21 protein-coding genes are annotated in these 25,900 nt (G+C 33.2%); 11 read left to right on the forward strand and 10 right to left on the reverse strand.

What is annotated here, in order from left to right:
* The first annotated feature begins 114 nt into the window (after positions 1-114).
* Together F0000_RS03940 and F0000_RS03945 are read left to right on the forward strand one after the other, a co-directional pair.
* Positions 115-1,410, forward strand: a complete 1,296-nt coding sequence (locus tag F0000_RS03940) for an aminopeptidase P N-terminal domain-containing protein (RefSeq protein ID WP_149623402.1) — start codon at positions 115-117, stop codon at positions 1,408-1,410.
* A gap of 187 nt (positions 1,411-1,597) precedes the next feature.
* Positions 1,598-1,972, forward strand: coding sequence for a glyoxalase/bleomycin resistance/extradiol dioxygenase family protein (locus F0000_RS03945; protein ID WP_188112015.1), 375 nt, complete (start codon positions 1,598-1,600; stop codon positions 1,970-1,972).
* A 37-nt stretch (positions 1,973-2,009) separates the two neighbouring features.
* Here the strand turns inward: F0000_RS03945 and F0000_RS03950 are convergent, their stop codons facing one another.
* The 6 genes from F0000_RS03950 to F0000_RS03975 all read right to left on the reverse strand — a co-directional run bounded on the left by F0000_RS03950 (position 2,010) and on the right by F0000_RS03975 (position 7,094).
* Positions 2,010-2,663, reverse strand: coding sequence for a response regulator transcription factor (locus F0000_RS03950; protein ID WP_149623404.1), 654 nt, complete (start codon positions 2,661-2,663; stop codon positions 2,010-2,012).
* Positions 2,664-2,716: 53 nt separating this feature from the next.
* Positions 2,717-3,499 carry a sensor histidine kinase gene (locus F0000_RS03955; protein WP_149623405.1) on the reverse strand — a complete coding sequence of 261 codons (783 nt, stop codon included), beginning with the start codon at positions 3,497-3,499 and terminating at the stop codon, positions 2,717-2,719.
* A complete protein-coding gene (locus F0000_RS03960) occupies positions 3,475-4,125 on the reverse strand; it encodes a hypothetical protein (protein ID WP_149623406.1) in 651 nt (216 codons plus the stop codon). The genes F0000_RS03955 and F0000_RS03960 overlap by 25 nt, the downstream gene beginning before the upstream one ends.
* Positions 4,126-4,148: 23 nt before the next feature.
* Positions 4,149-4,916: a hypothetical protein gene (locus F0000_RS03965; protein ID WP_149623407.1), complete on the reverse strand. Its 768-nt coding sequence runs from the start codon at positions 4,914-4,916 to the stop codon at positions 4,149-4,151.
* A gap of 712 nt (positions 4,917-5,628) precedes the next feature.
* Positions 5,629-6,369 (reverse strand): M50 family metallopeptidase, encoded by a 741-nt coding sequence (locus tag F0000_RS03970; RefSeq protein WP_368668067.1) that lies wholly within the window; start codon positions 6,367-6,369, stop codon positions 5,629-5,631.
* Between the two features lie 383 nt (positions 6,370-6,752).
* Positions 6,753-7,094 (reverse strand): HopJ type III effector protein, encoded by a 342-nt coding sequence (locus F0000_RS03975; protein ID WP_149623409.1) that lies wholly within the window; start codon positions 7,092-7,094, stop codon positions 6,753-6,755.
* Between the two features lie 321 nt (positions 7,095-7,415).
* Here F0000_RS03975 and F0000_RS03980 point away from each other — a divergent pair, with 321 nt between their 5' ends.
* Positions 7,416-10,415 carry a GEVED domain-containing protein gene (locus F0000_RS03980; RefSeq protein WP_149623410.1) on the forward strand — a complete coding sequence of 1,000 codons (3,000 nt, stop codon included), beginning with the start codon at positions 7,416-7,418 and terminating at the stop codon, positions 10,413-10,415.
* Here F0000_RS03980 and F0000_RS03985 read toward each other — a convergent pair.
* Together F0000_RS03985 and F0000_RS03990 are read right to left on the reverse strand one after the other, a co-directional pair.
* The gene (locus F0000_RS03985; RefSeq protein ID WP_149623411.1) at positions 10,412-10,777 is read right to left on the reverse strand and encodes a hypothetical protein; all 366 of its coding nucleotides are present in this window, start codon (positions 10,775-10,777) and stop codon (positions 10,412-10,414) included. The two genes, F0000_RS03980 and F0000_RS03985, sit on opposite strands and share 4 nt — an antisense overlap.
* A gap of 315 nt (positions 10,778-11,092) precedes the next feature.
* The gene (locus F0000_RS03990) at positions 11,093-14,506 is read right to left on the reverse strand and encodes a hypothetical protein (RefSeq protein ID WP_149623412.1); all 3,414 of its coding nucleotides are present in this window, start codon (positions 14,504-14,506) and stop codon (positions 11,093-11,095) included.
* Between the two features lie 467 nt (positions 14,507-14,973).
* Between F0000_RS03990 and F0000_RS03995 the strand changes: the two genes are divergently transcribed.
* From F0000_RS03995 to F0000_RS04020, 6 genes are all read left to right on the forward strand, one after another.
* Entirely contained in the window at positions 14,974-15,639 is a 666-nt protein-coding gene (locus F0000_RS03995; RefSeq protein WP_149623413.1) for an ATP-binding cassette domain-containing protein, read from the forward strand.
* Between the two features lie 624 nt (positions 15,640-16,263).
* Complete coding sequence (locus F0000_RS04000; RefSeq protein ID WP_188112016.1) at positions 16,264-16,713, forward strand: lipopolysaccharide assembly protein LapB; 450 nt, start codon at positions 16,264-16,266, stop codon at positions 16,711-16,713.
* An 18-nt stretch (positions 16,714-16,731) separates the two neighbouring features.
* On the forward strand, positions 16,732-19,539 hold the full coding sequence (locus F0000_RS04005; protein ID WP_149623415.1) for a CHAT domain-containing protein: 2,808 nt from the start codon (positions 16,732-16,734) through the stop codon (positions 19,537-19,539).
* Between the two features lie 47 nt (positions 19,540-19,586).
* Positions 19,587-19,973, forward strand: coding sequence for an endonuclease domain-containing protein (locus tag F0000_RS04010; RefSeq protein ID WP_149623416.1), 387 nt, complete (start codon positions 19,587-19,589; stop codon positions 19,971-19,973).
* Between the two features lie 534 nt (positions 19,974-20,507).
* Positions 20,508-21,272, forward strand: a complete 765-nt coding sequence (locus F0000_RS04015) for an exodeoxyribonuclease III (protein ID WP_149623417.1) — start codon at positions 20,508-20,510, stop codon at positions 21,270-21,272.
* A 387-nt stretch (positions 21,273-21,659) separates the two neighbouring features.
* On the forward strand, positions 21,660-22,619 hold the full coding sequence (locus F0000_RS04020) for an OmpA family protein (RefSeq protein ID WP_149623418.1): 960 nt from the start codon (positions 21,660-21,662) through the stop codon (positions 22,617-22,619).
* A gap of 73 nt (positions 22,620-22,692) precedes the next feature.
* Here the strand turns inward: F0000_RS04020 and F0000_RS04025 are convergent, their stop codons facing one another.
* The gene (locus F0000_RS04025) at positions 22,693-23,106 is read right to left on the reverse strand and encodes a hypothetical protein (RefSeq protein WP_149623419.1); all 414 of its coding nucleotides are present in this window, start codon (positions 23,104-23,106) and stop codon (positions 22,693-22,695) included.
* Between the two features lie 728 nt (positions 23,107-23,834).
* On the opposite strand from F0000_RS04025, the gene F0000_RS27605 reads away from it, so the two are divergent.
* Positions 23,835-23,990, forward strand: a complete 156-nt coding sequence (locus F0000_RS27605; protein ID WP_188112017.1) for a hypothetical protein — start codon at positions 23,835-23,837, stop codon at positions 23,988-23,990.
* Between the two features lie 91 nt (positions 23,991-24,081).
* On the opposite strand, the gene F0000_RS04030 is transcribed toward F0000_RS27605, so the two are convergent.
* Entirely contained in the window at positions 24,082-24,669 is a 588-nt protein-coding gene (locus tag F0000_RS04030) for a riboflavin synthase (RefSeq protein WP_149623420.1), read from the reverse strand.
* An 86-nt stretch (positions 24,670-24,755) separates the two neighbouring features.
* Here F0000_RS04030 and pdxA point away from each other — a divergent pair, with 86 nt between their 5' ends.
* The gene (pdxA, locus tag F0000_RS04035) at positions 24,756-25,856 is read left to right on the forward strand and encodes a 4-hydroxythreonine-4-phosphate dehydrogenase PdxA (protein ID WP_149623421.1); all 1,101 of its coding nucleotides are present in this window, start codon (positions 24,756-24,758) and stop codon (positions 25,854-25,856) included.
* The last annotated feature ends 44 nt before the right edge of the window (positions 25,857-25,900 follow it).

The following is a 25,900-nucleotide window of genomic DNA, read 5'->3' on the forward strand; positions in this document are numbered from 1 at the left end:
GAATGTATATAATGCTACTAAAGTGTCAAAATTTTTACCTATTGTTTAACAATACATGCTTTTGGCTTTAGTATTTTTGGAATTCGATAATGGACATTTAAATAAACTGAACTCATGAAATATCACTCCATAGATAAAAACCTATTTATAAAAAACAGACACCATTTTACTGCCAAAATGAAACCCAATAGTATTGCGGTTTTTAATAGTAATGATATCTACCCTATTAGTGCAGATAGTACGATGCCGTTTGAACAACATAGAGATATTTTTTATCTAAGTGGTGTAGATCAGGAAGAAAGTATATTAGTCCTTTTTCCGGATGCTCCAAAGGAAAAGCATCGTGAAATCCTTTTCCTTAAAGAGACGAGTGAACTAATTGCCATCTGGGAAGGTGAAAAACTGACTAAAGAAAAAGCTTTTGAAACTTCTGGAATCAAAACGGTATACTGGCTGCAGGATCTGGAAAAGATTTTCTTTGAGATTATGACTCAGTGTGATACCGTTTATGTCAATACCAATGAGCATTATAGATCTAACGTAGAAACTGAAACCAGAGAAGATCGTTTTACCAAATGGTGGAAAAACAAATATCCTGCCCACGCAGTTGCAAAGAGTAATCCCATATTACAACGATTACGTTCTGTCAAAGACCCGATAGAGATTGACCTGATGCAAACTGCTTGTAACATTACCGAAAAAGGATTTAGGCGATTGCTCAGTTTTGTAAAACCAGGGGTATGGGAATATAATATCGAAGCAGAATTATTACACGAGTTTATTAATAATAGATCCAAAGGTTTTGCTTACACTCCTATTATTGCCAGTGGTACTAATGCCAATGTTCTACATTATTTAGAAAACAATCAGCAATGTAAGGAAGGAGAATTAATTCTTATGGATGTAGCAGCAGAATATGCTAATTATTCCAGTGATCTAAGTCGTACGATTCCTGTTTCCGGAAGATTTAGTAAACGTCAGCGTGCAGTATATGACGCTGTGTTAAGAGTAAAAAATGAAGCGACAAACATGCTGGTACCAGGTACTATCTGGGCAGCGTATCATAAAGAAGTTGGTAAAATCATGACCTCAGAATTATTGGGACTTGGACTTATTGATAAAGCTGCTGTACAAAACGAAGATCCTGATTGGCCCGCTTATAAAAAATATTTTATGCACGGTACTTCTCATCATATTGGGTTAGATACTCATGACTACGGAATTCTGACAGAACCTATGCAGCCAAATATGGTCTTTACTGTAGAACCTGGAATCTATATTCCTGATGAAGGTTTTGGTATTAGATTAGAAGATGATGTAGTCATCCAGGAAAAAGGAACTCCTTTTAACCTAATGGCTACTATCCCAATAGAAGCAGAAGAAATTGAAGCATTGATGAACCAATCATAGGGTTACTGTCTGGAAGGTAGTTGGTTTCTATTAAAAAGATATAGGTAATTTATGGGGAAATATTTATTTATTTTGCCAAATTATAAGTCTTTTTTATCCCGCTTCATTGATATATAGGTGATTGGCGCTAAAATATTTTAATTATTTTTTTCGTTGTATACTAAATTATATTTTGATAATGCAACGAATGAAAATCACAGCTGGACATCAGCAAGCAATGCCATATTTAATAATAGAACAGGCAGAAGAGTTTATTGATTTTATCAAAAAAATATTCAATGCTCAGGAAATGATTCGCAGTGTCAATAAAGAACACAAGATTCAACATTCTGAGGTCGTGATAGGAGATAGTACGATTATGATCACAGAAGCATCAAAAACATACCCCGCGCAGCATACCTCTATGTATGTATATGTAAAAGATACTGACCAAACCTATTTTAATGCAATAGATGCTGGTGCTAAATCGTTGATGAATCCCATGGAAGAAGATTATGGAGCCCGTGCAGCTGGATTTAAAGATCCTTATGGCAATACCTGGTGGATTACGACCCTAAATTAGCTGTGCTCAAAGCAACTTGCCAGTTATCAAAATAAGTTTAGACAGAAATAATCTTTTCTCTTACAGCTGTTATGATCAATCCTGCAGTGTTTTTTACACCTAGTTTAACCATCAGGTTTTTGCGATGCCCCTCTATAGTCCGTATGCTTAGAAATAGTGTTTCTGCAATTTCTGCGGTTGTATATTCTTTAGTGACTAATTCTAAGACTTCAAGTTCTCTATTGGTAAGGTGATAATCCTTGCTAAATACGGGAGGTCTGGCTCCTTTGTTTTTAAGACCTTTTAATAATGCCTGAGAGACAAATGGATTAAAATAAAAACCTCTATTATATACGGATTTAATAGCATCTTCCAGCTCTTCTCTATTAGTATCTTTTAATAAATATCCATTCGCCCCTATCTCCATCAGATAAGAAATCATCCGTTCTTCTTTATGCATAGTCAGAATGATTATTCTTATGTTTGGGAAACGTTTTTTTAGCTGCAGGGTAGTATCCATTCCATTCATATCCTCCATTTCCAGATCTAGTAAAATAACATCTGGTATGGTACCGTTCAATTTTGTTAATAGATCTTTGCCGCTTACTGCTTCTAAGACCAGTTCGATAGTCGGAATCTTATCCAATAGTGATTTTATCCCTTCTCTAAAGAGTGTATGATCATCAACTAAGCCTAATTTTATAGATTTCATGAGTATAATGTGATTTAAATTAATCAATTAATAATCAAAAAGATAGATATTTCTTATTGCGGAATTTCGAGTTGTATTTTCATTCCTGATGTTTGTTTCATAAAATGGATACTTCCTGATAAAACAGACAGTCGGCTCTCTATATTATTGAGTCCTAATCCTTTTTTGTATCTCTTTTGTTTTTGATCCAAACCTTTTCCATCATCTTCATATATAATGATCAATTTATTATCTATATTTTTTAATTCAATCTTTATCGCAGAAGCTGCTGCATGTTTAATCGTATTGGTTATCAATTCCTGTATAATCCTATAAAGATTTAACTCTTTTGTTTTTGCGATACTAATCGTGGCGTTATTGATAAGAGAAATCTCAATTTTTCCTGTATCCTGTATCGTTTGTACCAGGCTCTGTATCGCTTCTATACATCCTAATTTCTCTAAAACAATAGGTCTTAAATCCTGAGAGATACTGCGCACACTCTGAATCATATCATCAAAAAAACCATTTATTTTATGAGCAATCGCTGTTAATTCTTCTGGTGGCAGTTCTGGTGTTATTTGCCCGATATACAACTTGGTAGTTGTCAGCATTGCACCCACATCGTCATGCAATTCTTTGGCTATTCTACTTCGTTCTTCTTCCTGGCTCTGGATCGATGTTGTAAGCAGTTCTTTTTGATATTCTGATTCTAATTTCTGATGTTTCTTTTGCTGGGCAAGCAATCTACGCTGATATACTATAAAAAACAGGATCACCGATAGGGATAGCAAAAAAATTACGATCATCCCTATGATAATAATTTGTAAGGCTATAGCTTCTTCGGATGTACCCATAAAGCAATGGTATAAAAAATGGTCAAGACAATATTTACAATCGCATGAAGCCCCCAAACAATGTGACTAGCTTCTGTAACACCTTTGAACAGGCTGTTATTAATATAAAACAGGATTAAGTTACTCGAAAAATAAATCAAAAAGCCAGAATTAATCCAAAACATGGGATTCCTCTCCAGAGCACTATATTTTACTTCTTTTAATAAGGCATAAAAATAGCTGAGTGCAATAAAAATAACCAATACGCCCAAGGTGGAAGTCACATTAGAATTAAAGGTATATAAATTCTGAAAAAACAGGGTGTTGATTATAGCAAATAATACAAAACCAACACCCAACACGATAAAGAATGTTTTAGAAAATAATTTTGATAATACCGCTCTATAAATATTAATAATCAATAAAAATTCGATGACAGCATAAAAATGATATAATGGCAAATTATTCATCTTTTTATACCATAATAATCTAGAAATAATTTCTATTATTATAGTTGCTAAAATTAAAAGATATAATCTTTTCTGTGTCAGATTTAAAAATTTAAGTCTAAAAATAGAAACTACTAAGGGAGTAAATAATAAAATAAAAGCTAATAATGTCAAGTTCTCAAATACTTCTTTACTCATCGAAACATTTTTATTAATCAATATTAAGTGCAAGTTGGAGGACAAGGAGTAAGATATTCCATAAAAATCTGATCAATTGTAAACTCTGCCAATCCATGTCTGGATATGATTTCGGTTGCTACTTCGTTCTTGGGAGTAACCCCAATCACGGGAGTAAATGAAATCATATTTCTATCCTGAAATTTGTTCATATCAATCCCGGGATATACCACAAACTCCGAAATATTATTATGAAGCGTTGTATTAAAAAGTTCAAGAATGGTCGCACTGTTAACTTCAAAAAAATTAACACGTACCAGTGTACTGCTTGTTACTATTTTTGCCACAAAAAGATCATCGATCAGATTATCCTCTATACTCATCCAGTTTGCCAAAATCATTTCCTTAAATATACCCGGAACGATAGTTCCTCCCGTGTTTACATCTGTATCAGGTAATATTGGTTTCTCAGGTTGCTGATATATAGGCTCTAAGGTAAACCACCGTTGGTTATCAGTTCCAAATTTTATATTGATAATTGGACAAAAAGTAAAACGTTCTTTATCTTCTTCCTCCAGGCTCATATATATCCTAATCCTGCTGATATTTTTTAGTGTATTGAGTGTATGTACATCATCTGGTTTCATGACAAAACAATTGGTACGTGTAAAGTGACCACTAAATGGTGATTTACCTACATTTAGTCTCTGAAAATGCCTCGCTAATAATAGTACTTCCTCCTGTTGCCATCGTTGTATGCTTTGTGCTTGCTGTTGGGTCATCAACTGTTTTTCTTCGATTATTTGTTCCATTTTGTGTGAAAATTTTACGTTAAACTGGTTTCTTTGTTTAAAACTAATCAAAAAACTACTGGATCACCATATTGTAGACTTATAATTAAGTAGTTACACCCCATAAACCCGTATTTACCCCTGTATACATAGGATGTATTTTCTATCTTTTTATTATATCATTTCCTATTTGGATTTTTTCCGGTAGCCATACCTTTTAGAATCAATAAATCCTGTAATTAGTTATTTGTAGATCTTATCCTGATATGAATAGTATTCTAACCTAAGACTTGAAAAAAATTATACGGGTCAGCAAGATTTTGATATGAATTATATGGGAGGTAACAGTTTTTTTAACAGGGCATAAAACCCAAATTAGGTGTTATATCATCTTTTGAATTTACTGAAATACCATGTTCATTTTTCACCTCATACGATTTGTGATTAAAAAATTCGTATAAATTCATTGAATTATTTTTTCTTTATGCAAGGCAAAAAAATCAAGCATAGCTATAGCTACGGTTTATTTTTTAAACGAAGTAGAAAGGAAAAAGAAACGATGAATATGCGAAATTTTTAGTTATAAATCGTATCAGTTTCAGAATAAAAAATTGTAGCTCTGTTTACAGGAAATTTCAACTTAAAAATAATATCAATAACTGAAAACTTGTTTAGAAAAATCATTACGTGAGTGATAGAAAGTCTAAAATTTATCAGACTTTATCCTAATTTTCTATTTCTTTATATAATACTGAAAACTTTTCCAAAGCAAGTACATACTAATTAAAACAATACAAATAGCCCACATCCAATATGTTCCAATCAAGTTTTCTGCAATAGCTTGGGTGTCTGAAATCTGGATTGTGCCATCTCTTTCGAACTGTTTGGTAAACAAATAATCTAATTGGAGATACGTGCTGAGTACTGATTGTAATCCTAAGAATAGAATAGTAATTACTTCTAATTTTCTGTTTTTGAATAATGTAATCACAAACAGTAACACTATAAATGTGCTCATCACAGCAATTCCCCAAAAGGATCGTATCCATATGATCAACGAAAGAATCATAAGTCCTACTAAAACTCTAAGCGTAATCATAGAACTTTTATGTGACCTGGCAGAAGCTATTAAAATTGAACCCGTTATTGCCGGTCCCAGCAGTCCTCCCGCAGCGACTAATGCATTACCGATAAATGCTGGTAGATAACTTCCTTCCAGACTGTAGTAAGCAACGCCTCCCCCATTTTCGTAAATTTCCAGATGCTTAAAATCTCCACCTATACATACGGCAGTAAGTCCATGACCCATCTCATGAAACCAGGTGCCCAGTAACCTAAATGGATATTGAAACCAACCAAAATAGGGTAATTGCCAAAGCACCAGTACTATTATGGCAACAATAAATATGGTATAATCAAAACGTTTAGAGATACGTGTAATTTTTAAATTAATCTGTAGTCCTTTTAAAAAAATATGTAATTTTAAATCAAAACTAGTATTACATCATACAAAATTCTTACTTATGGGTATATTGTTTTCTAAATATCACCTTCTTGTTTTACTTGGCTTTATACCTATTGGTGTTCATGGTCAGGAAAAAGTTACAAAAGAAAATAAAAAAAACACCTACTTCTTTAATTTCTGATCATAACCGGGATAATCACGGTACTGATAATATGCCTATTTATGATGTTGATGAGAAAATAAACATAGCATACAGTGCTATCACAATTGATGAGAAAATCTTAATGCCTGTTTATGATCCTATCTCTTCTTTACTCATCAATCCGAATCGACAAATAACCTTGGGTGAAATTGCAAAAAAAATTAGAAGGAAACCAATAAATTACAATTTCTTATTTTTTGGACAACGTAGTTTTTGCAAACGAAATACCTTCCCATCCTGTTTTTATAAAATTCCGAATATTTTGATGATCTGTTCCATCGGGTGTATTGAGAACACCTTTATAATAGTCTCCAAAACATAATAAGGTTTGTTCTTTGTTCAGATTGTGAAGCTTTGCAAAAGAAAATAATTTGCATGATCCTGAATTTTCTCCAGCTTTATTTTCTTGATTTCCATTAGTAAATTGTGTGGGTGTAAAATTATAATGCATATCAATGGTTTCTATAATTTCCTGAAAACTAATTTCTTGATGGTTCGCAATAAGTTTATCAATGAATTCTGAGATCGTCATAAGTGCTTTGATTTATTGTAGATTTTTTTAATGTACCTGCACAATATAAGATGTATTTTTTTTACCAGTAAATCGGTCTAAAATTTTAGTTCTAAAATTGGGTAAATAATATGTTCAAAAACGATGCATTTTGACTAATAAAAATACATTAAAAAATAGGGAATTTTACTCTTTTATTAGTACTATAAGGTATGGGACGCATTTTATTTTAAAATTAAAATATAATAGTTTCGATATTTTACAGTTATCATATTTTGAATGATTAGTTGTATTTTAGTGTAAAAATTGAGATATTTCTCGACTAAAAATTTAAACTGTGGTATGAAAAGGATATTTTTCCTTTGTTTTCTAATTAGCTATGTGATTGGTTTTTCTCAGGAAAAAAAAACCATGAATGCTACTATGCATACCACTTCTGGTCAAATGAAAGAGGTACCCTCTTTGCTTGGTAGAAAACTGATTCCTGAAGCTCCCAGAACCGGAGATATAAATCCCAGAAGAACCGGAGCTAATAAAATTGTACCTGGGAAAGGCTTACCAAAAGGTGCAGACCCATTAGTATCAAAACAAAAAAACACAAGAAACCGGAGAGTAAATAAATCTCCTTCCTTAATTTTTGAGGCTAATGCCAGTTTTATTGCTCCTACTGATCCTACGGGAGCTGTAGGACCCAATCATTATTTAAGTGCTAAGAATTCTGCCTTTGCTATCCACGACAGGAATGGTAATGTACTCGTACCTTCTACATCATTGGCAAATATATTTCCGGGAGAGACAAAAGGAGATCCTATCGTATTTTATGATAATTTTGCAGATCGATTTGTAATCACTCAATTTAGTGCTACTCCTAATGGATTTCTGGTTGCTGTAGGTAGAGGACCAGACCCTGTAAATGATGGCTGGTATACATATCGTTTTAATACAGGCGGAACGGACAGATCAAATTTTCCTGATTATACCAAGTTTTCGATTTGGTCAGATGGATATTATGTAACCGCTAATAAAAATCAGGGAACTGTACAAGAAAGTGAAGTGGTGTATGCAATCGAGAGAGAACAGATGCTGGCAGGAGCAAGTGATGCCAAGATGGTTGGTTTTCCATTACCCGGAGCTCGTATAGGGGGTTTTTACAGCCCTGCTTCGTTTAATGCTATAGGAAAAATACTCCCGCCCACTGGTGATGCTAAAGTTATTTATTTTCAGGATGATGCCTGGGGAGGAGTTCCTGAAGACGCTTTAAAATTATGGACTATTAATGTAGATTGGGTTAATCCAGCTGCATCTACTATAACAGAAGCAGAAGAACTTACAGTAAGTAATGGAAACATAACTTCTTTTGATTCTACTTTTGATGGAGGAAGTTTTGGAAATATCCCACAACCGGGAACAGATGGGCAAGATATTGATGCATTACAAGGTGCGATTATGCATGCTACAAATTATAGAAGATTTTGTGATTACAATTCGGTAGTACTGAATTTTGCTGTAGATGTTGATGACCGGGCAAATTCAGATAATATTGCAGGCATCAGGTGGTATGAAATACGCCAGAATGGTGATGGACAACCATGGTTTGTGTTTCAGGAAGGTACTTATACCTCTCCTGGTGGCAAGAGTGCCTGGTGTGGAAGTATGGCTATGGATATCTTTGGAAATATAGGAATGGGGTATACCTCGATGGGAACTGTTGCTAATGGAGCAAATGCTGATAGTTTTGCTTCTTTACGATATACTGGGCGATTAGCTGATGATCCGCCAGGAACTATGACCTTTAGCGAAGAAACGATAGCATTAGGAACTGCTATTAATGAAACTACACAATTTCGTTATGGTGATTATGCTCATCTCACTGTAGATCCGGTTGACGATCAAACGTTTTGGCATATCGGAGAATATTTTGAAAGTTCTGGGAATAATGCCAGAGATATTGTAGGAGTTTTTAAAATAGCTGGTAATGTGGCTAATGACGTGGGAGTAATAAGTATTGATGCCCCGGATGATGCTTCTTTTACTACAGCTGAAGTTATAACCATTACCATTCAGAATTTTGGATCCACCACGCAAAGTAATATTCCTGTAAGCTATTCTATCAATGGAGGCACTGCGGTTAACGAAATTTTTACAGGATCCATTGCAGCCGGACAATCAGCATCATTTTCTTTTAATGCTACTGCTGATCTTACAAGTCTTGGTAGTTCTTTTATAACAGCAGAAACGAATAACACTGGTGACGTCACTCCTGAGAATGATTGTACCACCAGAGAGGTATTTAATTTATTGCCCAATGATGTGGGCGTAATTAGTTTAGTTTCACCAATATCCACAGGAGGTCTTTCATCTACCGAATCAGTTGTTATTAAGATTCAGAATTTTGGAGGTTCTCCTCAATCAAATATTCCTGTTTTCTATACTATAAATGGAGGCACAACGGTCAACGAAACTTTTGCAGGAACGGTTGGGGTAGGAGAATCTATAGAGTATACATTTACAGCAACTGCTGATTTGTTAGAATTCGGTATATATACTTTTGAGATAGGAACTGCACTGGTCAATGATCAGGATACCAGTAATGATGTAATATTCAAAGATGTTGAGCATAGCCTATGTTCTCCAACATCAGATTGTGCCAGATTTGGAGATGGTCTCGTGTTTTTTAAATTATCGAATGTCACTAATGGAGGTATTTCCTGTAATACAGGGTATGAAAATTTTACAGATTTGGTAATTAATCTGGATAAAGCAGTAGATGTTTATATCTTAACCGTTCAAAGTGGTTTTGCCAATGGAGATTCTGAGCGTTTTTCACTTTGGATAGATTTTAATGATGACACCATTTTTGATGAAGATGAGCTGCTTATAAGTAATGAGATTATTAACAGACAAAATGTAGATCAAAATTTTGCTCTTACATTAGGTGACAATGCCACTTTGGGATCGCATTTATTAAGGGTTCGTGCTGGTGATACCAATGAGAATAATGGAGCACGGCTTAATGATGCTTGCGGATCCATGCAGTTTGGCAGTACCCACGATTATAGAGTAGAAATTGGAGAAAACACTATACCTAATGAAAATTTGATAGTGGTTACGCAGCCAAATGACCAGTTTCTCATTACAATGAGTGATTCTAATGCAGATAATATTTTGAGACTAAGTGTTTATAGTGTTGATGGTAAAACAATAGCTTCTAATCTCATAGAAAAAGATGCGAGTGGTAGATTCACCTATTCATTAGACATGTCGTATGCCAGTAAAGGCATTTATTTTGTAAAATTAGGAAATGGCAAAACAGGAAAGTCAGCAAAATTCTCTGTTAATTAATCCACTCGTTTCTGTATTTCAGTAATGGATACAGGTCTCGCTTCATTACACCTGCTTTTCATTCGTAAACTATTATATTTTACCCATATTTTTTCGGGAATCTCTGTTTTAAAGAAATCGTGTAGATTGATAGGATCAAGCTTGTCTTTGTATTTCTCTACACTGATAATATATTGACAACCTCTAGATTTTTCAGTCAATGTAATAGTCCCTTTAATAAACCCTTTCTCTTCCATTTCTTTAGTATTTACTGAGGCGATATTTTCTTTTTCGTTATTTTTACTATCCGTTCCTTTTGTAGTTATACAACTAACCAGCAATATAGAAATCCCCAGTATACTAATTTTTAAAATATTTTTCATTGCTTCGATTTTAAGAATTATAATCTCTTTTATTTTATATCAGCCAGATTAATACTTTTTCTCCAATAAAATTACTTGCTAAAATCATTTCTTTTTGTTCCACACTTCGAAATAAATGGCATCAATAGTAGCTACTACTTATAAATTTTCTTTCTCAGCTGAATTCAAAAATAATTTGATTCAGTTTACCGTGATTTCACTTAAGAACCGGTATAACCATTTATCCAAAAAACTGCATCTTTTTTCCTGACACAAAAAAATGGTATTCTTATGAACAAATTCAATTCAGAATTGGCATAAACAATACAAAAATAGTTAGAAATACGCTCTAAGTTGTATACTTCCTGTATGAATTGTATTTGCTGTTTCACTTTTTCTACCTAAGTATGATATATTAAGGTCCAGATATTTGGTTAATTTTTTCTGTGCCAATACAGACCAGGTGTAATTATCTCCGGGTTGTAAACCATTTAGCAATTGATACCCTACTGGTGAAAAAGCATTTCCTGTAAAATCATTATTAAAGTAGTTAAACTCACCAGTAATAGAAACTTGTTGTTTGTTTGCATACATAAAAGAAGCTCCAAATCTTTGCTGTGCTATTGCCTCTTGTCCAGAAGAATTTTCTTGATCATTTAGTAAATAAGAGATACTAAATTGTGTCTGGGGAGAAAGTAAATAAGAAAGTTTGGGTTCTATTTTATACCCTTCCAAGAGGTAATTTCTATTGATAAAATTTTCTGATACACTTTCTGTTTCTAATAGTTCATTCCTTAAATCAAAGAGCCAGGTTTTTGCCATTTTATGCGTAAAAGTTAATTGATGACTTTGTATATTATTTTCCTGAAGCCCTGTAACCTGTAGATTTGTATTCTTTGTAGACAAATACGTATATGAGGTAGTGTATCGTTGCTTCCCTCTGTTAAAGAATACTGTATTCCTAAAACTTAGATTCAATGCTAATTCCTGATCGTTTTCTCGAAATGGATTAATATCAAATGAGTTATCCTCTCTACGGTTTTTGCGGTCAATTATATAAGAAGTCTGGTTATAGAAGTGTGATAACAGTTTTTTTGCACTATTTTCTGAACTGGTCCAGGAAAGCGGATTTAAGGTAATGATCTGGCTCAGTCTGTTTTGATGTGTTTTTATAAAAAGTTGATTAGGAAGCAATACCCGCAGGTAGATAGCCTCATCGGTAAACTGAGCGATTTCGAATTCTTCCAGTTCCTGTATCCCGTTTTCATTATAATCATTCCAGGTAAATGTTCCTTGCCCCGGATCTACTTGCACATAGGTAAATTCCTGCTGAGGTAAGGTTCCGCTATTGGTTTCAAAAACAGTATTCCAATTTATTTTACTTCCAAAAAAGCGTTGATTATACAGTAATCTCGAATTTAAGGATTGTTCGTCTTCACGATTTTGATCTTCATTGTTTAATGTTCTGTAATTCACAAATAATGATAGTTGTGTATTTGTAGTGTTTAATAAGTTAGATTTAAGAAAATACGTATTCGAGGTACTCACTTTATCCAGAAGATTATTTTTAACACTATCATTGATACGATGTCTATATCCAATTTCTGCATAGATTTTTGTACTATCCCCTACTCCACTATATACTTCGTAGGATCTAAATCGTTGCGTATTTAAGGTAAAGGTTTGATCGGTAAGATTAATTTCTTTGTTCTCTTCTATACCTGTTTTAACACCTATCCAGTTTTTAGGAAAACGATACGTAAGATTACCATATATTCTAAAAAACCTGGAATCTAATTGTTCATTTTTACTATTTAGAAGGCTTGAGTATACAGAAATTCCCAGGTTATTAAGTGCTAGTTCTGTACTTAAAAGATGACGATTTCCGTTATAATTATCTGAGAAATTAAGATGCTGAAATGAATAGCGCGAAAAGCCTTTTCTGGGATGAAGAAGCTCTACCCCCGAAGTAAAAAATTGTTGATCACCCAACGGATTATTCAGGTTCCAGTCTCTATTAAATTCTACATTATAAATTCTTTCGATACTTTTAAATTCATCTTGCACATAGTCCCCGTTTGCAAAAGCATTCATAGTCCAGCTACTGTCTTTAGAAAAAATACGATGCATAATTTGAAGTCTTCCTGCGACACCATCATTATTATCATCGTCCAGATCAGAAAACAAATTCAGGTCGTTTTTACTTCCGGAGAGTTCAAACCCAATAGCTGTTTTTTTGTTAGGAGTATAAGAACCCTGGACTACTGCGGTTTGTAACTTGGTAGGCGCCTCTAATCTTATGATTGGAGCATAGTTCCCTTGTGGGACTCCATTTACCGGCGCTACATACTCAAAAATTCTACTGATAGTAGATACATTTCCTATAATATAATCTCCCTGATTACTCCCTACCAGAGAGAAACGTACATTAAACAATTCATCTTCCGGGTTATTAGAAAAAACAAAGACATCCTGACCATCTATAGTGTCTATCCGATATAAGATTTTATTCTCACTAAACACGTCTGGAACAGCAGAGGGTGATATCATTTGGGTACGATCATCTCCAGCATTAGAAAGAATTTCTTTTTGAGGATCACTTAGGTTTTGCTGAAGCGGTTGGTTTTTAGCATCATTTTCTGAGTATACAAAAGCTCCAATTTTTAGTTTTTCACCCTCATGAGCACCTCCGCCATAGGCAATAATTCTGGAGTAATTTCTCTCTGTAGTCTGGTATTCTATAGATATTCTCATATCTGATGTGATAGGATATGTAGGATTAAAACGTACTTCTCCGGCATTGTAATCAATGATATAATCTTTGTTTTCTCCACGTTCCAGTAGTAATCCATTCACGTATACACGTTCGCTACCAGATACAATGAGAATAAATAACTCGCCATTAGGTCCTGTTAATTTATAAGGCCCCTGATTACCTTCCTGCCCAGTAAACTGGCTTCTGGTAAAAACACCTCTTACCAAGGCTCCGGATGCAAATACATTGGTTTTGGATTCCGTATGATCCAACGTTCCTTGAATAGATATTCCCTGTACATTTTTGGTAAATCTATTAAAGTAACTCGTGGTATTTTGCAATTGTACATCTCCGGCACGGACGTTCCAGTTTTTGGAATACAGTTCTATAAAAACCTGATCAAATTCATCGAGATTCTGGGAATATCCACTTTGCTGTACCGGTACATTGGCATCTTGTATAGAAGCACGTAGCGATATATTCTCACTTATTTTCCCTGAGATCTGTAAATCTAATTCAGAATTTAATACTGTATTTTGATTGCTCCCTACAGTGACTCCTCTAGAAATGCTTCCGTTTGTAGTTAATCCATCAAATGGCGTAAATATTCCTTTTTTTGTAGGCGAAGATAAGCTATAGAGTTTCTGTAAACCATCAGTATCTTCTACGATAATAGAAGGGTCAAATTCAAAATATTTTTTAGTCAAAAAATCAGGATACCTATAATATTCTATCGTGATAGAGTCGTTTTCTGTTTGTAGCTGAGGAGAAAGAACCAATGCAGCTTTTTGATAATTAATAGCATATAAGGTGCTATCTATAATTATACCTTGTTTTGATATTATTCTAAAATCCAGAGAATTGATACTCACAGAATCAATTCGGATAGTATCCATTACAGGAACCTTTTTACTTCTAAACGTATCAGAAGCATCTTGCCCATGGGAGATATGTGCAAAAAGAAGTAAAAAACCTAAAACCGTAAAAATGCGCATCACTTACAAAACTAGAGTTTTTAGCCTGTTATCGGTAGTGCTAATACCACAAATAAAGTTGATTTCTGCAACAAGTCTTGATTGGATAGGTTTTTATGATAACAAAATAACGATAAAAACGAGATTTAGTTTCACAGTATACCGTTATTTTTTACCAACCAATCCATATATGAATGTACTATTATAGAGCGATTTTTAAATTCTTCTGTGATGTAAACTTATTTAATTTGGCTTTTTGCCTGTTTATGAGTCTTATCACCGGGTTTTACTGGAGTATATTTTTGTTTAACACCGCCGGTATTTGGATAGGACTACAGGGTTTTAAGGTTTTCAAAAATGATGAATATTATCTGTATGCTAACCTGGGCTTTACCAAATCAGACCTGATACAAAAGGTTTTTTTTATAAATATAGTAATATCACTACCCTTGATATTTTTATTAGTAGTTTTTTTATAATGAAGCACTATGAGTCATCTATCTATAGCGAATCTTACAAAATCTTTTGGTAAGCAAACAATTCTCAATACCGTTTCTTTTCAATGCGAAATTGGAGAAATTGTAGGGATATTTGGGAGTAACGGCACCGGAAAATCTACTTTATTGCAATGTGTTTTTGGTACGACAAAAGCAGATACCATAAAGATAAGTATTGATTATGAAGACATCCAAGCTAAAGACATGATCCCGGACAGAAGAATTGGGTATTTGCCACAAGATTCTTTTTTACCAAAAGAAAAAAGCGTACGTGACATTATTCCTTTGTTATTCCCAAAAGGAGAAGATCAGGACAAGATATTTTATACCAAAGGAATTCACACAATAGAAAAAACCAAAATAGGCAAACTAGCTTTGGGGGAGTTAAGATATCTCGAAGTGGTATTATTATGCCATTTAGAGCATCCATTTTTAATGCTGGATGAACCTTTTTCGATGATACAACCTGATTATAAGGAACTGATCAAGGAACTTTTGGCATCTGTAAAGAATCAAAAAGGGATTCTTATTACTGATCATTATTATGAGGATGTATTGGTAGTTGCTGATAGAAATCTTTTGGTAAAAGATGGTAATTTGTTTCCGGTCAAAGGCATCCTTGATTTACAGAAGTTCGGATATCTGAGAAGGTCGTAAATCAGATTGATTATACTATAGTTCCACTTTGGAGAGAGGTTAGGTCGGTATTGTTACTATATGATAAGCATATTTGAAAAACACACCCAAGAATTTCTAACTTTTGCCAAAAGGCGCAAGCTGAAATGCTATCCCTCTCTAGAGGGAAGATTATTAGTGTATTATATCGAAAACGAAAATAGGTATTCCCCTCTCGAGAGGGGTTAGGGGTGTGTTCACCATAAAGGAAAACAGCAAACAACACACCCAAGGATTTCTAGCTTCGCCACAGGCAAAACTGAAATGCTATCCCTCTCTAGAGGGAAGGCTATTAGAGTATTATGTCGAAAACGAAAATAGGTATTCCCCTCTCGAGAGGGGTTAGGGGTGTGTTCACCATAAAGAAAAACAGCAAACAACACACCCAAGGATTTCTAGCTTCGCCACAGGCAAAACTGAAATGCTATCCCTCTCTAGAGGGAAGGGTATTAGAGTATTATATCGAAAACGAAAATAGGTATTCCCCTCTTGAGAGGGGCTAGGGGTGTGTTTTAAAAACACCACAGTCATTATCCAAAAAAGCATATCTTTAACATTACTTTTTAATAAAAGCTTATGCATCTGCTAAAAACTACCCTCATCTTTTTGTTTTTTACCTCTATTACTTTTGCTCAAAGTAAAACGCTACAAGATACACTTCTGGCATCTCAATATTTTAAGAAAGCCGATTCTTTACTAACTGACCGTAAACTGGATAGTGCTATTGTATATTTTAAGAAGGCTTTACCCATTTATAAAAAAGAAAACGCTTGGGAACGGATGGCTGGTTGTTATAATGGTATTTCTGAGAGCATGTGGCGTAATAGAAAATTGGAGACCTCGTTTAAAAATGCTAAAAAAGCTTTAAGCATACTTGAAAAATATCTTATCAGAAAGAATCAAGAAGAAGCATATGCTTATGATAATATTGGAAATTATTATGAGAATATTTCGGATTTTGATAATGCCATGAAATGCTATCAAAAGGCATTACAAATTCAACAAAAAATATTACCAGAAAACAGAAAACCATTTAGAAATTGCAAAATCCTATAATAATATAGGTATCATATTTTGGAAAACTCTAATTATGAAAAAGCATTAAATTATTATAAAAAAACGTTAGCGATTTATTTAGGAACATTAGGTCCAAATCATAAAAAAACAGGATATATATATAATAATATAGGGATTGTAAATGGTGTTATATGGAAGTTTAATGATGCTATAAAATACTATGAAAAAAGTGCAAAAATAAAAATTAAGAACTTAGGAGAAAACCATGTGTCTTTGGCCTATACTTATGTAAATATGGGGCTAATATATAAAAATCTTAAAGATTTTAATCATGCTTTATATTATTTTCAGATGGCATTGTCAATTCTTAAAAAACAAAAAGATTTAAGAGGCTTAAAGGCGGTATACCAAAATTTGGGTACGGTTTATCTTGACAAAGGAGAGTATGATAAGGCTTTTTCTTATTATAAAAAAAGTTTAGATATAGGGCTTAAATATTATGGAAAACGTAATCAAGAAATTGGAGATCTATACACCTTATTAGGTAATGTTTATTTGAATAAAGAGGATAATGATAAGGCTTTAAATTATTACAAAAAAGCGCTCCAAATTTATAAAGATATATTTGGAGAAAATAACGATAATGTCGCAAGTGCATATGACAATATAGGAAATGTATTTGGTAGAAAAAATAGATCCGATATGGCATTAAAATATTATAACAAAAGTCTAACAATACGTAATTCTCTTGTTGATGAACATACTCTTAGTATTGAAGGGTCATATGATAATATAGCTAATCTTTATTTTGAAAAAGCAAATTATAAGGATGCTTTAAAACACTATATAAAAACACTAAGAGTTTTAAATAATATATATGGAGAACAGCATATATTTAACACATTCTATTATATTAAAATAGCAACCATATATAACGAACAACAAAAATATGAAAAGGCGATTTCCTATTTTGAAAAAGCATTTATTTCAAATTCTAGAAATAATAATCATAAAGATGTTCAAACTGCTTTTGATATTGATAATTATTATGATTATAAATTATTGTTAGAAACTCTTCAGGGAAAGTCAAAAACTCTTCAATCTTTATCTTTAAAATATAAAGATTTTGAATATCTTAATAAAAGTATTGTTACTTATCAAAAAGCGGAATTTTTGATTGAAAACATCAGAAAATCATTTCAAAATTATCAGGATAAAATATTATTTAACAGACAGGCAAAAGAAGTTTATTCAAATGCAATACAATCTCAATTATTGGTTTATAATCATAAGAAAGAATGGCAAATTTTAGATAAAGTATTTCATTACTCAGAAAAAAGCAAATCTAATACGCTTAAAGATCTCTTAAACGATGCCAATGCCAAAAACTTTTCTGGTATTCCGGATGATCTCATTCAACAAGAAAAAAACCTAAAAATAAACAAAGCTTTTTATAGATCTAAAATCAATGAAGAACTTGCTAACAAAGTAAGTGATTCTACCAAAATAAATACCTACGAAAGCAAACTATTCGATATTAATAGAAAACAAGATTCTATTACACAACTTCTGGAAAAAAACTATCCTAAATACCATCAACTAAAATATAACAATGAAGTAGTTTCTGTAGCTGAAATCCAACAAAAACTAGATGACCACACTACCTTATTAGAGTTTTTTACTGCTGATAGTAGTACCTATGCTTTTACCATTTCTAAACATAAGATCGATGTCAAAGAATTAGCTACCCCTAAACTCACACAAAAAGTAGAACAACTAAGAACAACCATTACCCGTAAAAATACAACCACCTATAAAACACAAGCATACAAATTATATAAAACACTCATTGCTCCTATCAAAGATCAATTGGTAGGAGAAAATTTGATTATTGTGCCTGATGGCCCATTATGGCACCTTAATTTTGAGCTTTTAGTAAACCAAGAGGATGTCTCCAACAATCCCAAAGAATTATCATATCTGCTAAAAGATTATGTCATTACTTATGCCAATTCAGCTACTTTATTCTTTAACCAAAAGATAGTCTCCACAAATAATAAGACGAAGCAACAAGAAGAATGTTTAGCCTTTTCTTTTACAGATAGCACCAATATAGCAGATGCTACCCATATGAGTCTGGCTACCTTACGTGATACCGGAGATGACCTCCCGGGAACCCGTAAAGAGATTAAAGCCATCGCTGATATCATTGATGGACAATATTACTACGGATCAGAGGCCGTAGAAGCTAATTTTAAGAAAAATGCGAGTCATTACAATATTCTACACCTGGCATTACATGGCGAAGTCGATAACGAACGCCCAGAGAACTCTAAACTCTTTTTTACCAGGAATAAAGATACCATAGAAGATAATCTTTTATATAGCCACGAACTCTTCGCCTTAGATATCCCTGCTGAGTTAACTGTACTGAGCGCCTGTAATACTGGAACAGGAAAAATAGCCAAAGGAGAAGGAATTATGAGTCTGGGAACCGCTTTTCAGTATGCTGGAACCAAAAGCCTGCTACTCACTAATTGGGAAGTATCTGATCAAACAACTCCAGCATTGATGAAAAATTTCTATACCAACCTAAAAGAGGGCATGAATAAGGGAAAAGCGTTGCAACAGGCAAAATTAACTTACTTACAAAGTGCAGCACCAGAAAGAACACATCCTTTTTACTGGGGAGGTTTTTACCTGGTAGGAGATCCTGCTCCCATCGCTTTTAGTACTCATAACTATAGTGATTGGGTGATTGGAATAGCTATAGTAATCTTGATCTTATCAGGTGCGTTTTGGTATAGAAAAAAGAAAAAACAGTTTCCCCTCTTGAGAGGGGTTAGGGGTGTGTTCAATATATAAGGAAAGTTAAAACATAACTTTTATCAAAACAGGAAATTTCAATACATATGAAAAAGCGGAAAATCATCCCATATAACCCTAAACTAAAAGAATATGCAAGACAATTAAGAAATAATAGTACTAAATCAGAAATTCTGTTATGGCAAAAATTAAAAAGAAAACAACTATGTGGATATGATTTTCACCGTCAAAAACCAATAGATAATTATATTTTAGATTTTTTTTGCCACGAATTAATGTTAGGTATAGAAATTGACGGATATTCTCATCAATTAATTGAGGTATATAAAAAAGATGTACGTAAAGAAAAAACAATGAATAGACTAGGAATTAATATTCTAAGATTTACAGACCAACAGGTATTCAAAGATATGTTTAATGTATTACTAGCAATAGAAGAGTATATTCAACAATATGAAAGTAAAAAATGGTAATATAGATTTCCTTCAAGGACAAAGGTTAGGGGGAATGTGTTCAACATAGAAAAAAATAGTAAACAACACACCCAAGGATTTCTAACTTTTGCCTATGGCGCAAGTTGAAATACTATCCCTCTCTAGAGGGAAGGTCATTAGAATATTATTTTTAGATTCTATGATAAATATAAAAATTATCAGAAAAACGAAATAACATATTCCCCTCTCGAGAGGGGCTAGGGGTGTGTTCACCGTAAAGGAAAATAACTAACAACACACCCAAGGATTTCTAGCTTTTGCCTATGACGTAAGCTGAAATACTATCCCTCTCAAGAGGGAAGGTTATTGTTGGATATTAAAATAAATTATCAAATGAATTTAAATGCCTTGGTGTTTGCAACTTTTTTTTAATACACTCATTTTGAGTGAAAAACAGAATTATAAACAGATGAAAGATAGTAATACAAAAGAATATAAGAGCTCCCCTCTTGAGAGGGGTTAGGGGTGTGTTAGAGATCAATATAAGAATCAACAAACAAATTAAATAATCACATGAAAATAATATCATATAACGTAAACGGAATACGAGCAGCATTAAAAAAAGATTTTATTGGATGGTTACAACAGGCAGATCCTGATGTACTTTGCTTACAAGAGATCAAAGCTACAGAAGATCAATTGGATTTGTCAGTTTTTGTAGCAGCAGGATATAAGTATACTTATTGGTACAGTGCTCAGAAAAAGGGATATAGTGGTGTTGCAATTTTATCCAAAACAGAACCAGATCATATCGAGTACGGTACAGGAATCGATTATATGGATAATGAAGGTAGAAATCTGAGAGCAGATTTTAATGGAGTCTCTATTATGAGTTTATACCTGCCTAGTGGTTCTAATGTGGATCGCATAGAACATAAACTAAAATTTATGGCGGATTTTCAAGAATATATCAATGAGTTAAAAACTACACATCCTAATCTGGTGATTCTCGGGGATTATAATATTTGTCATCAAGCCATTGATATTCATGATCCGGTGCGTAATAAAAATGTATCTGGATTCTTACCCGTAGAACGAGAATGGATTGGTAATTTTATGGCTAGTGGATTTATAGATTCCTTCAGGCATTTTAATTCAGAACCTCATCAGTATTCATGGTGGAGTTATCGTGCTAATGCCAGAGCAAATAATAAAGGATGGCGATTGGATTATGGTATGGTAGCAAAACCACTGCAAGACAAATTAGAGAGAGCCGTGATTTTATCAGAAGCAAAACATAGTGATCACTGCCCTATTATGGTAGAATTAAGCTTATAAAATTTTGTAACTTTACTATTGCTAACACGTTTTTATAGTAGGATTAAAATAGTATTAAGCAAGTTACTTTGATATAAATATCAATTTATCAAACTCTTATGCATAAAAAAAGTAAACTACCTCGGGGCAAGCCCACGAGGCATTTATTAGAAAAAAATCATTTCGATTTCGAGGCAAGCCTCGGAGCATTTAAATCTCGATTATCGAGTAAAATTCTTTGTGATTGTTTGAGTGATGTATTGAGATAAAATAGAGGGAATTTGTATCTAAATATAATTTTGATCAAAAAGCGAACAATTAACAATAGAAAAGCAATAAAAGATTTATTATTATTATGCTGATTTTATCAGATCAAACGATGACCAAAAAAAATTTAATAAGCCCAGAATGATAAAAAAAATAATAGTATTCGTATGTATAGGAACTTTTTCTGTTTCTTGTGTTTCTTCCAAAGTTCATAAAGAACTGGAAGGTAAGTATACGAGATTAAAACGCGATCATCGCAAACTAGATGATACGTTTAAAGCCTTGCAAAAATCCAGTGATGCTCATGAATTGGCAGCAAAACAATTGAATGATGCGTACAATAAATTACGTACAGAGAAAAATGAGTTACAAGCCAAATACGATGCTGCTTTATCCAATTACAATAATCTAAAAAACTCTTATGATGCGCTAGAAAAAAATAGTTCTGCATCGATAGCCGCCAATAGTAAAAAAAACAGAGAACTTCTTGCAACATTAGAAGAAAAAGAAAAGGCATTAACAGCAGAACGCAGTCGCTTAGAAGCCTTACAAAAAGATCTGGATGCCCGTTCTAAACGCGTAGATGAGCTAGAAGGATTGATCGCTGCCAAAGACGCTAAAATGCAAGCATTAAAAACAGCAATCTCTAATGCGCTCCGTAATTTTGAAGGAAAAGGATTGACCGTAGAAGAGCGAAACGGAAAAGTATATATCTCTATGGAAAATAAGCTATTATTTGACTCTGGTAGCTGGGCAGTAGGAACACAAGGTAAAAAGGCGGTACAGCAATTAGGATCCGTATTGGCAGAGAATAATGACATTGCGGTATTGATAGAAGGACATACTGATAATGTACCCTATACAGGCAATGGACAGCTCAAAGGAAACTGGGATCTGTCTACAAAAAGAGCTACAGCTATTGTACACATATTAGTTGAGAACTCGCAGATCGATGCACAAAATCTTACAGCCGCAGGAAGAGGAGCTTTTGCACCTATAGCCTCTAATGACACAGCAACAGGCAAGGCTAAAAACAGAAGAATCGAGGTGATACTAACACCTAAACTGGATGAGATTACTAAGTTATTGAATGATATATAACGAAATCGAAATTAGCCCACAAAAAAAGCTGTCAGTTGACAGCTTTTTTTGTATATATTATAAAAGAGACTTATTAATTAAATAAACCTTTTAAAATATCATCAACTTCTTTTCCATTATTTGCTTTAAGTTGTTCTTTTAATATTAAAAGTTTACTTCTAAAACTATCAATAACGTCACTAGCATTACCTTTATCAAGTTTAATAGCTCGACCTTGACTTGTGAGTAAAGTATAGATATAAGCTTCTTTTGCTTTTGAATTATCTTTTTTTGTTTCCAGAGATACAGTTCCTGACTTTAAAAGAAAGGAGATGGTATTATCTTGAGCAACCACTTTGTCTGTCATTTCAGAAATATCAGTTGCTAAACTATAAAGTTTTTCTTGTTCTTCTTTAAGTACTCTCCAATCAGTATCTTTACTGTTAATTTGTGCCTGTGTAGTAAATCCTGCGCCTACCATCAATAGAAGTAGAAATAATTTTTTCATAATATCTTTGGGTGTTATAAATTTAGTATCAAAACTACGTATTTGATTTCACGTATTCCAAAACGGAATAAAATTAATTTTAGTATTAAAGTTATCTTAAAAACGGTTTAAAATAACCAATTTAATTTGAAGATTCCAAAAAGTATGCCACGAATTTAAACAGAAGCACCGTTGAACGACAAAATTTCGAAGAAATAATGATCACAGAACCTTATTCTGTAGGATAACTCTCTATTATTGAATACATACCGATGGTGAAAATTTTGACAGCTCCTAAGCTCATATGATCCATTTCTGATTTAAAATTACTCATCCAAACTTGCTCTTTTTTCGTCAATACTTCAACATAAAAAAAAGTACTGTAGTATTATACCATTTCTACCTTAAAATTACCCACTAAATTTATTCTTTTCCTCTTATGCTTCAAAATAAAAATTAACCGTAGCTAAGACTATGCTGAACTTTTCTTTTTTGCTTAAAGAAAAACAACTGTATTTTATTTGGGTAATTTTAAAGCAAAAATGGTATTATATGTTGATTCAGATCAAAAATAACAACAAACTAAACCTCTCTAACTATTTGATTGTTAATAAAACATGATAAATATTTTTTTAAATTAGAAAGGTCTCTACTATTTTTACGATAAATTTATTAGGAATTTTTGGTTCTGTTTTTTGGGAAAGGACAAAATCAAACGTAAAAGGGAATACGAATCAAAACTTATAAGTATGCAGTATAAAGTAATTGATACTAAAAGCCAGTATTTTGGTAAGGTATTAGATTTCGAATCCTGTTCCAATCTAAGTGATGTAGCAGGAGTACTTCTTAAAATAGAAAGAAATAAAGTCTCACTTTTCAAATTTAATGAGATAGAATTAGTGTAACTTAACAATCCTAAACGCTCTGAATGTTTCAGAGCTTTTTTATTTTATTTAATCCCTCATTTTAGAAACTATCCTACATTATTTCAGAATGCTACGTTAATTCTGCAATCCTTTTTACATATTTTCCGATTACATCAAACTCCAGATTGACTAAAGTACCTATCATAAAGGTATTAAAATTCGTATGCGCATAGGTATATGGAATAATTGCTACGCTAAACATATTTTTTTTAGAATTAACTACTGTCAGACTCACACCATTAACGGTTACAGAGCCTTTTTCTATGGTAATATTACTGAGAGCAGGATCATACTCAAAGGTAAAATACCAGCTTCCCTCTGCTTCTTTTATCTCTTTACAAACCGCAATCTGATCTACATGACCTTGTACAATATGACCATCCAGACGCGCTCCCAGTTTCATGCCGCGCTCCAGATTAACCATTGAACCTATTGCGAGATCTGTAAGATTTGTTTTATCCAGAGTCTCTTTAATAGCCGTAACAGTATATGTATCTGTATCTATAGAAACCACCGTAAGGCAGACACCGTTATGTGCAACGCTCTGATCAATTTTTAGGTCAGAAGTAAAATTTGTTCGAACGGTAATATCAAGATTCTCCTTGTTCATTTGTAGATTCATGATCGTTCCTAACTCTTCAATGATTCCTGTAAACATAAATGCAAATTATTTAGTTAAATTTGTGACCTTAAAAAATTGTAGTCCGGGTTTGGATTTCAAAAATACTTATAAAGTAGGTTATAATGAAGAAAGAAGAAAAAATAAGATTAGGCATTTCTATCGGAGATTTGAATGGCATTGGTAGTGAAGTGATCCTTAAAACTTTTGAAGATTCCAGAATGCTGGATTTTTGCACTCCCGTTATTTTTGCATCCGTAAAGGTCCTTTCCTTTCTAAAAAAACACTATAAAATAAATGCCAACTTACACGGTATTGACAAAACAGCTCAAATTCTGGATGGTAAAATAAATGTGCTAAATGTCTGGAAAGAGGGAATAGACATTAATTTTGGGCAAGAAAACGAAAAAATAGGAAATTATGCTATTAAATCCCTTACAGCGGCTACTATGGCTTTAAAAAATGAGGAAATAGATATATTGGTAACTGCTCCTATAAACAAGCATAGTATTCAATCCGAAGATTTTAAATTCCCGGGACATACAGATTACTTAGATCAGGAATTAGAAGGAAATAGTTTAATGTTTATGGTTACAGACACCTTAAAAATTGGGTTGCTTACGGATCATGTACCTGTAAAAGACATTGCCGATACTATTACACCTGCGTTGATAGAACAAAAAATAGCTACTATATACACGGCTTTGAAACAAGATTTTGGCATTAGTAAGCCAAAAATTGCAGTATTAGGAATTAATCCTCATAGTGGAGATAATGGTGTTATTGGCAAAGAAGATGAAGAAGTACTAAAACCCACAATTAAAAAAATCAATGAATCTGGAAAATTAGTATATGGTCCATATGCAGCCGATAGTTTTTTTGGCTCTGATAATTATAAAGCTTTTGATGCCATCGTAGCGTCTTATCATGATCAGGGACTAATTCCGTTTAAGACATTATCTTTTGGTAAAGGCGTTAATTATACAGCTGGACTAAACAAAGTACGTACCTCTCCAGATCACGGAACAGCTTTTGAAATTGCCGGGAAGAATAAAGCTGATAACAATTCTTTTAAAGAAGCAGTATTTACCGCACTAAAGATTTTTAAAAACAGACAGGAATACCTTGAGCTCACTAAGAATCCATTAAAAAAACAACCACGCAAACCACAGAATAAAGGAGCAAGAGATCAGACCACAAAGAATCAAAAACCTAATATGTCATAATTTTAGAATTGCAAAGATCGTTTAATGACTAACTTTCTGATATA

It is taken from the genome of Aquimarina sp. RZ0 (assembly GCF_008370685.1).
Classification (GTDB): Bacteria; Bacteroidota; Bacteroidia; order Flavobacteriales; family Flavobacteriaceae; genus Aquimarina.

Bases quoted from the DNA above. Each gene is read 5' to 3' on its own strand.
- F0000_RS03975 (WP_149623409.1), bottom strand. From the start codon at position 7,094: ATGACGATCTCAGAATTCATTGATAAACTTATTGCGAACCATCAAGAA.
- F0000_RS03955 (WP_149623405.1), bottom strand. From the start codon at position 3,499: ATGGGTACATCCGAAGAAGCTATAGCCTTACAAATTATTATCATAGGG.
- F0000_RS03980 (WP_149623410.1), top strand. From the start codon at position 7,416: ATGAAAAGGATATTTTTCCTTTGTTTTCTAATTAGCTATGTGATTGGT.
- F0000_RS04030 (WP_149623420.1), bottom strand. From the start codon at position 24,669: ATGTTTACAGGAATCATTGAAGAGTTAGGAACGATCATGAATCTACAA.
- F0000_RS27605 (WP_188112017.1), top strand. From the start codon at position 23,835: ATGCAGTATAAAGTAATTGATACTAAAAGCCAGTATTTTGGTAAGGTA.
- F0000_RS03990 (WP_149623412.1), bottom strand. From the start codon at position 14,506: ATGCGCATTTTTACGGTTTTAGGTTTTTTACTTCTTTTTGCACATATC.
- F0000_RS04010 (WP_149623416.1), top strand. From the start codon at position 19,587: ATGAAAAAGCGGAAAATCATCCCATATAACCCTAAACTAAAAGAATAT.
- pdxA (WP_149623421.1), top strand. From the start codon at position 24,756: ATGAAGAAAGAAGAAAAAATAAGATTAGGCATTTCTATCGGAGATTTG.
- F0000_RS03965 (WP_149623407.1), bottom strand. From the start codon at position 4,916: ATGGAACAAATAATCGAAGAAAAACAGTTGATGACCCAACAGCAAGCA.
- F0000_RS03960 (WP_149623406.1), bottom strand. From the start codon at position 4,125: ATGAGTAAAGAAGTATTTGAGAACTTGACATTATTAGCTTTTATTTTA.
- F0000_RS03985 (WP_149623411.1), bottom strand. From the start codon at position 10,777: ATGAAAAATATTTTAAAAATTAGTATACTGGGGATTTCTATATTGCTG.
- F0000_RS03945 (WP_188112015.1), top strand. From the start codon at position 1,598: ATGAAAATCACAGCTGGACATCAGCAAGCAATGCCATATTTAATAATA.
- F0000_RS04015 (WP_149623417.1), top strand. From the start codon at position 20,508: ATGAAAATAATATCATATAACGTAAACGGAATACGAGCAGCATTAAAA.
- F0000_RS04020 (WP_149623418.1), top strand. From the start codon at position 21,660: ATGATAAAAAAAATAATAGTATTCGTATGTATAGGAACTTTTTCTGTT.
- F0000_RS04025 (WP_149623419.1), bottom strand. From the start codon at position 23,106: ATGAAAAAATTATTTCTACTTCTATTGATGGTAGGCGCAGGATTTACT.
- F0000_RS03950 (WP_149623404.1), bottom strand. From the start codon at position 2,663: ATGAAATCTATAAAATTAGGCTTAGTTGATGATCATACACTCTTTAGA.
- F0000_RS03940 (WP_149623402.1), top strand. From the start codon at position 115: ATGAAATATCACTCCATAGATAAAAACCTATTTATAAAAAACAGACAC.
- F0000_RS03995 (WP_149623413.1), top strand. From the start codon at position 14,974: ATGAGTCATCTATCTATAGCGAATCTTACAAAATCTTTTGGTAAGCAA.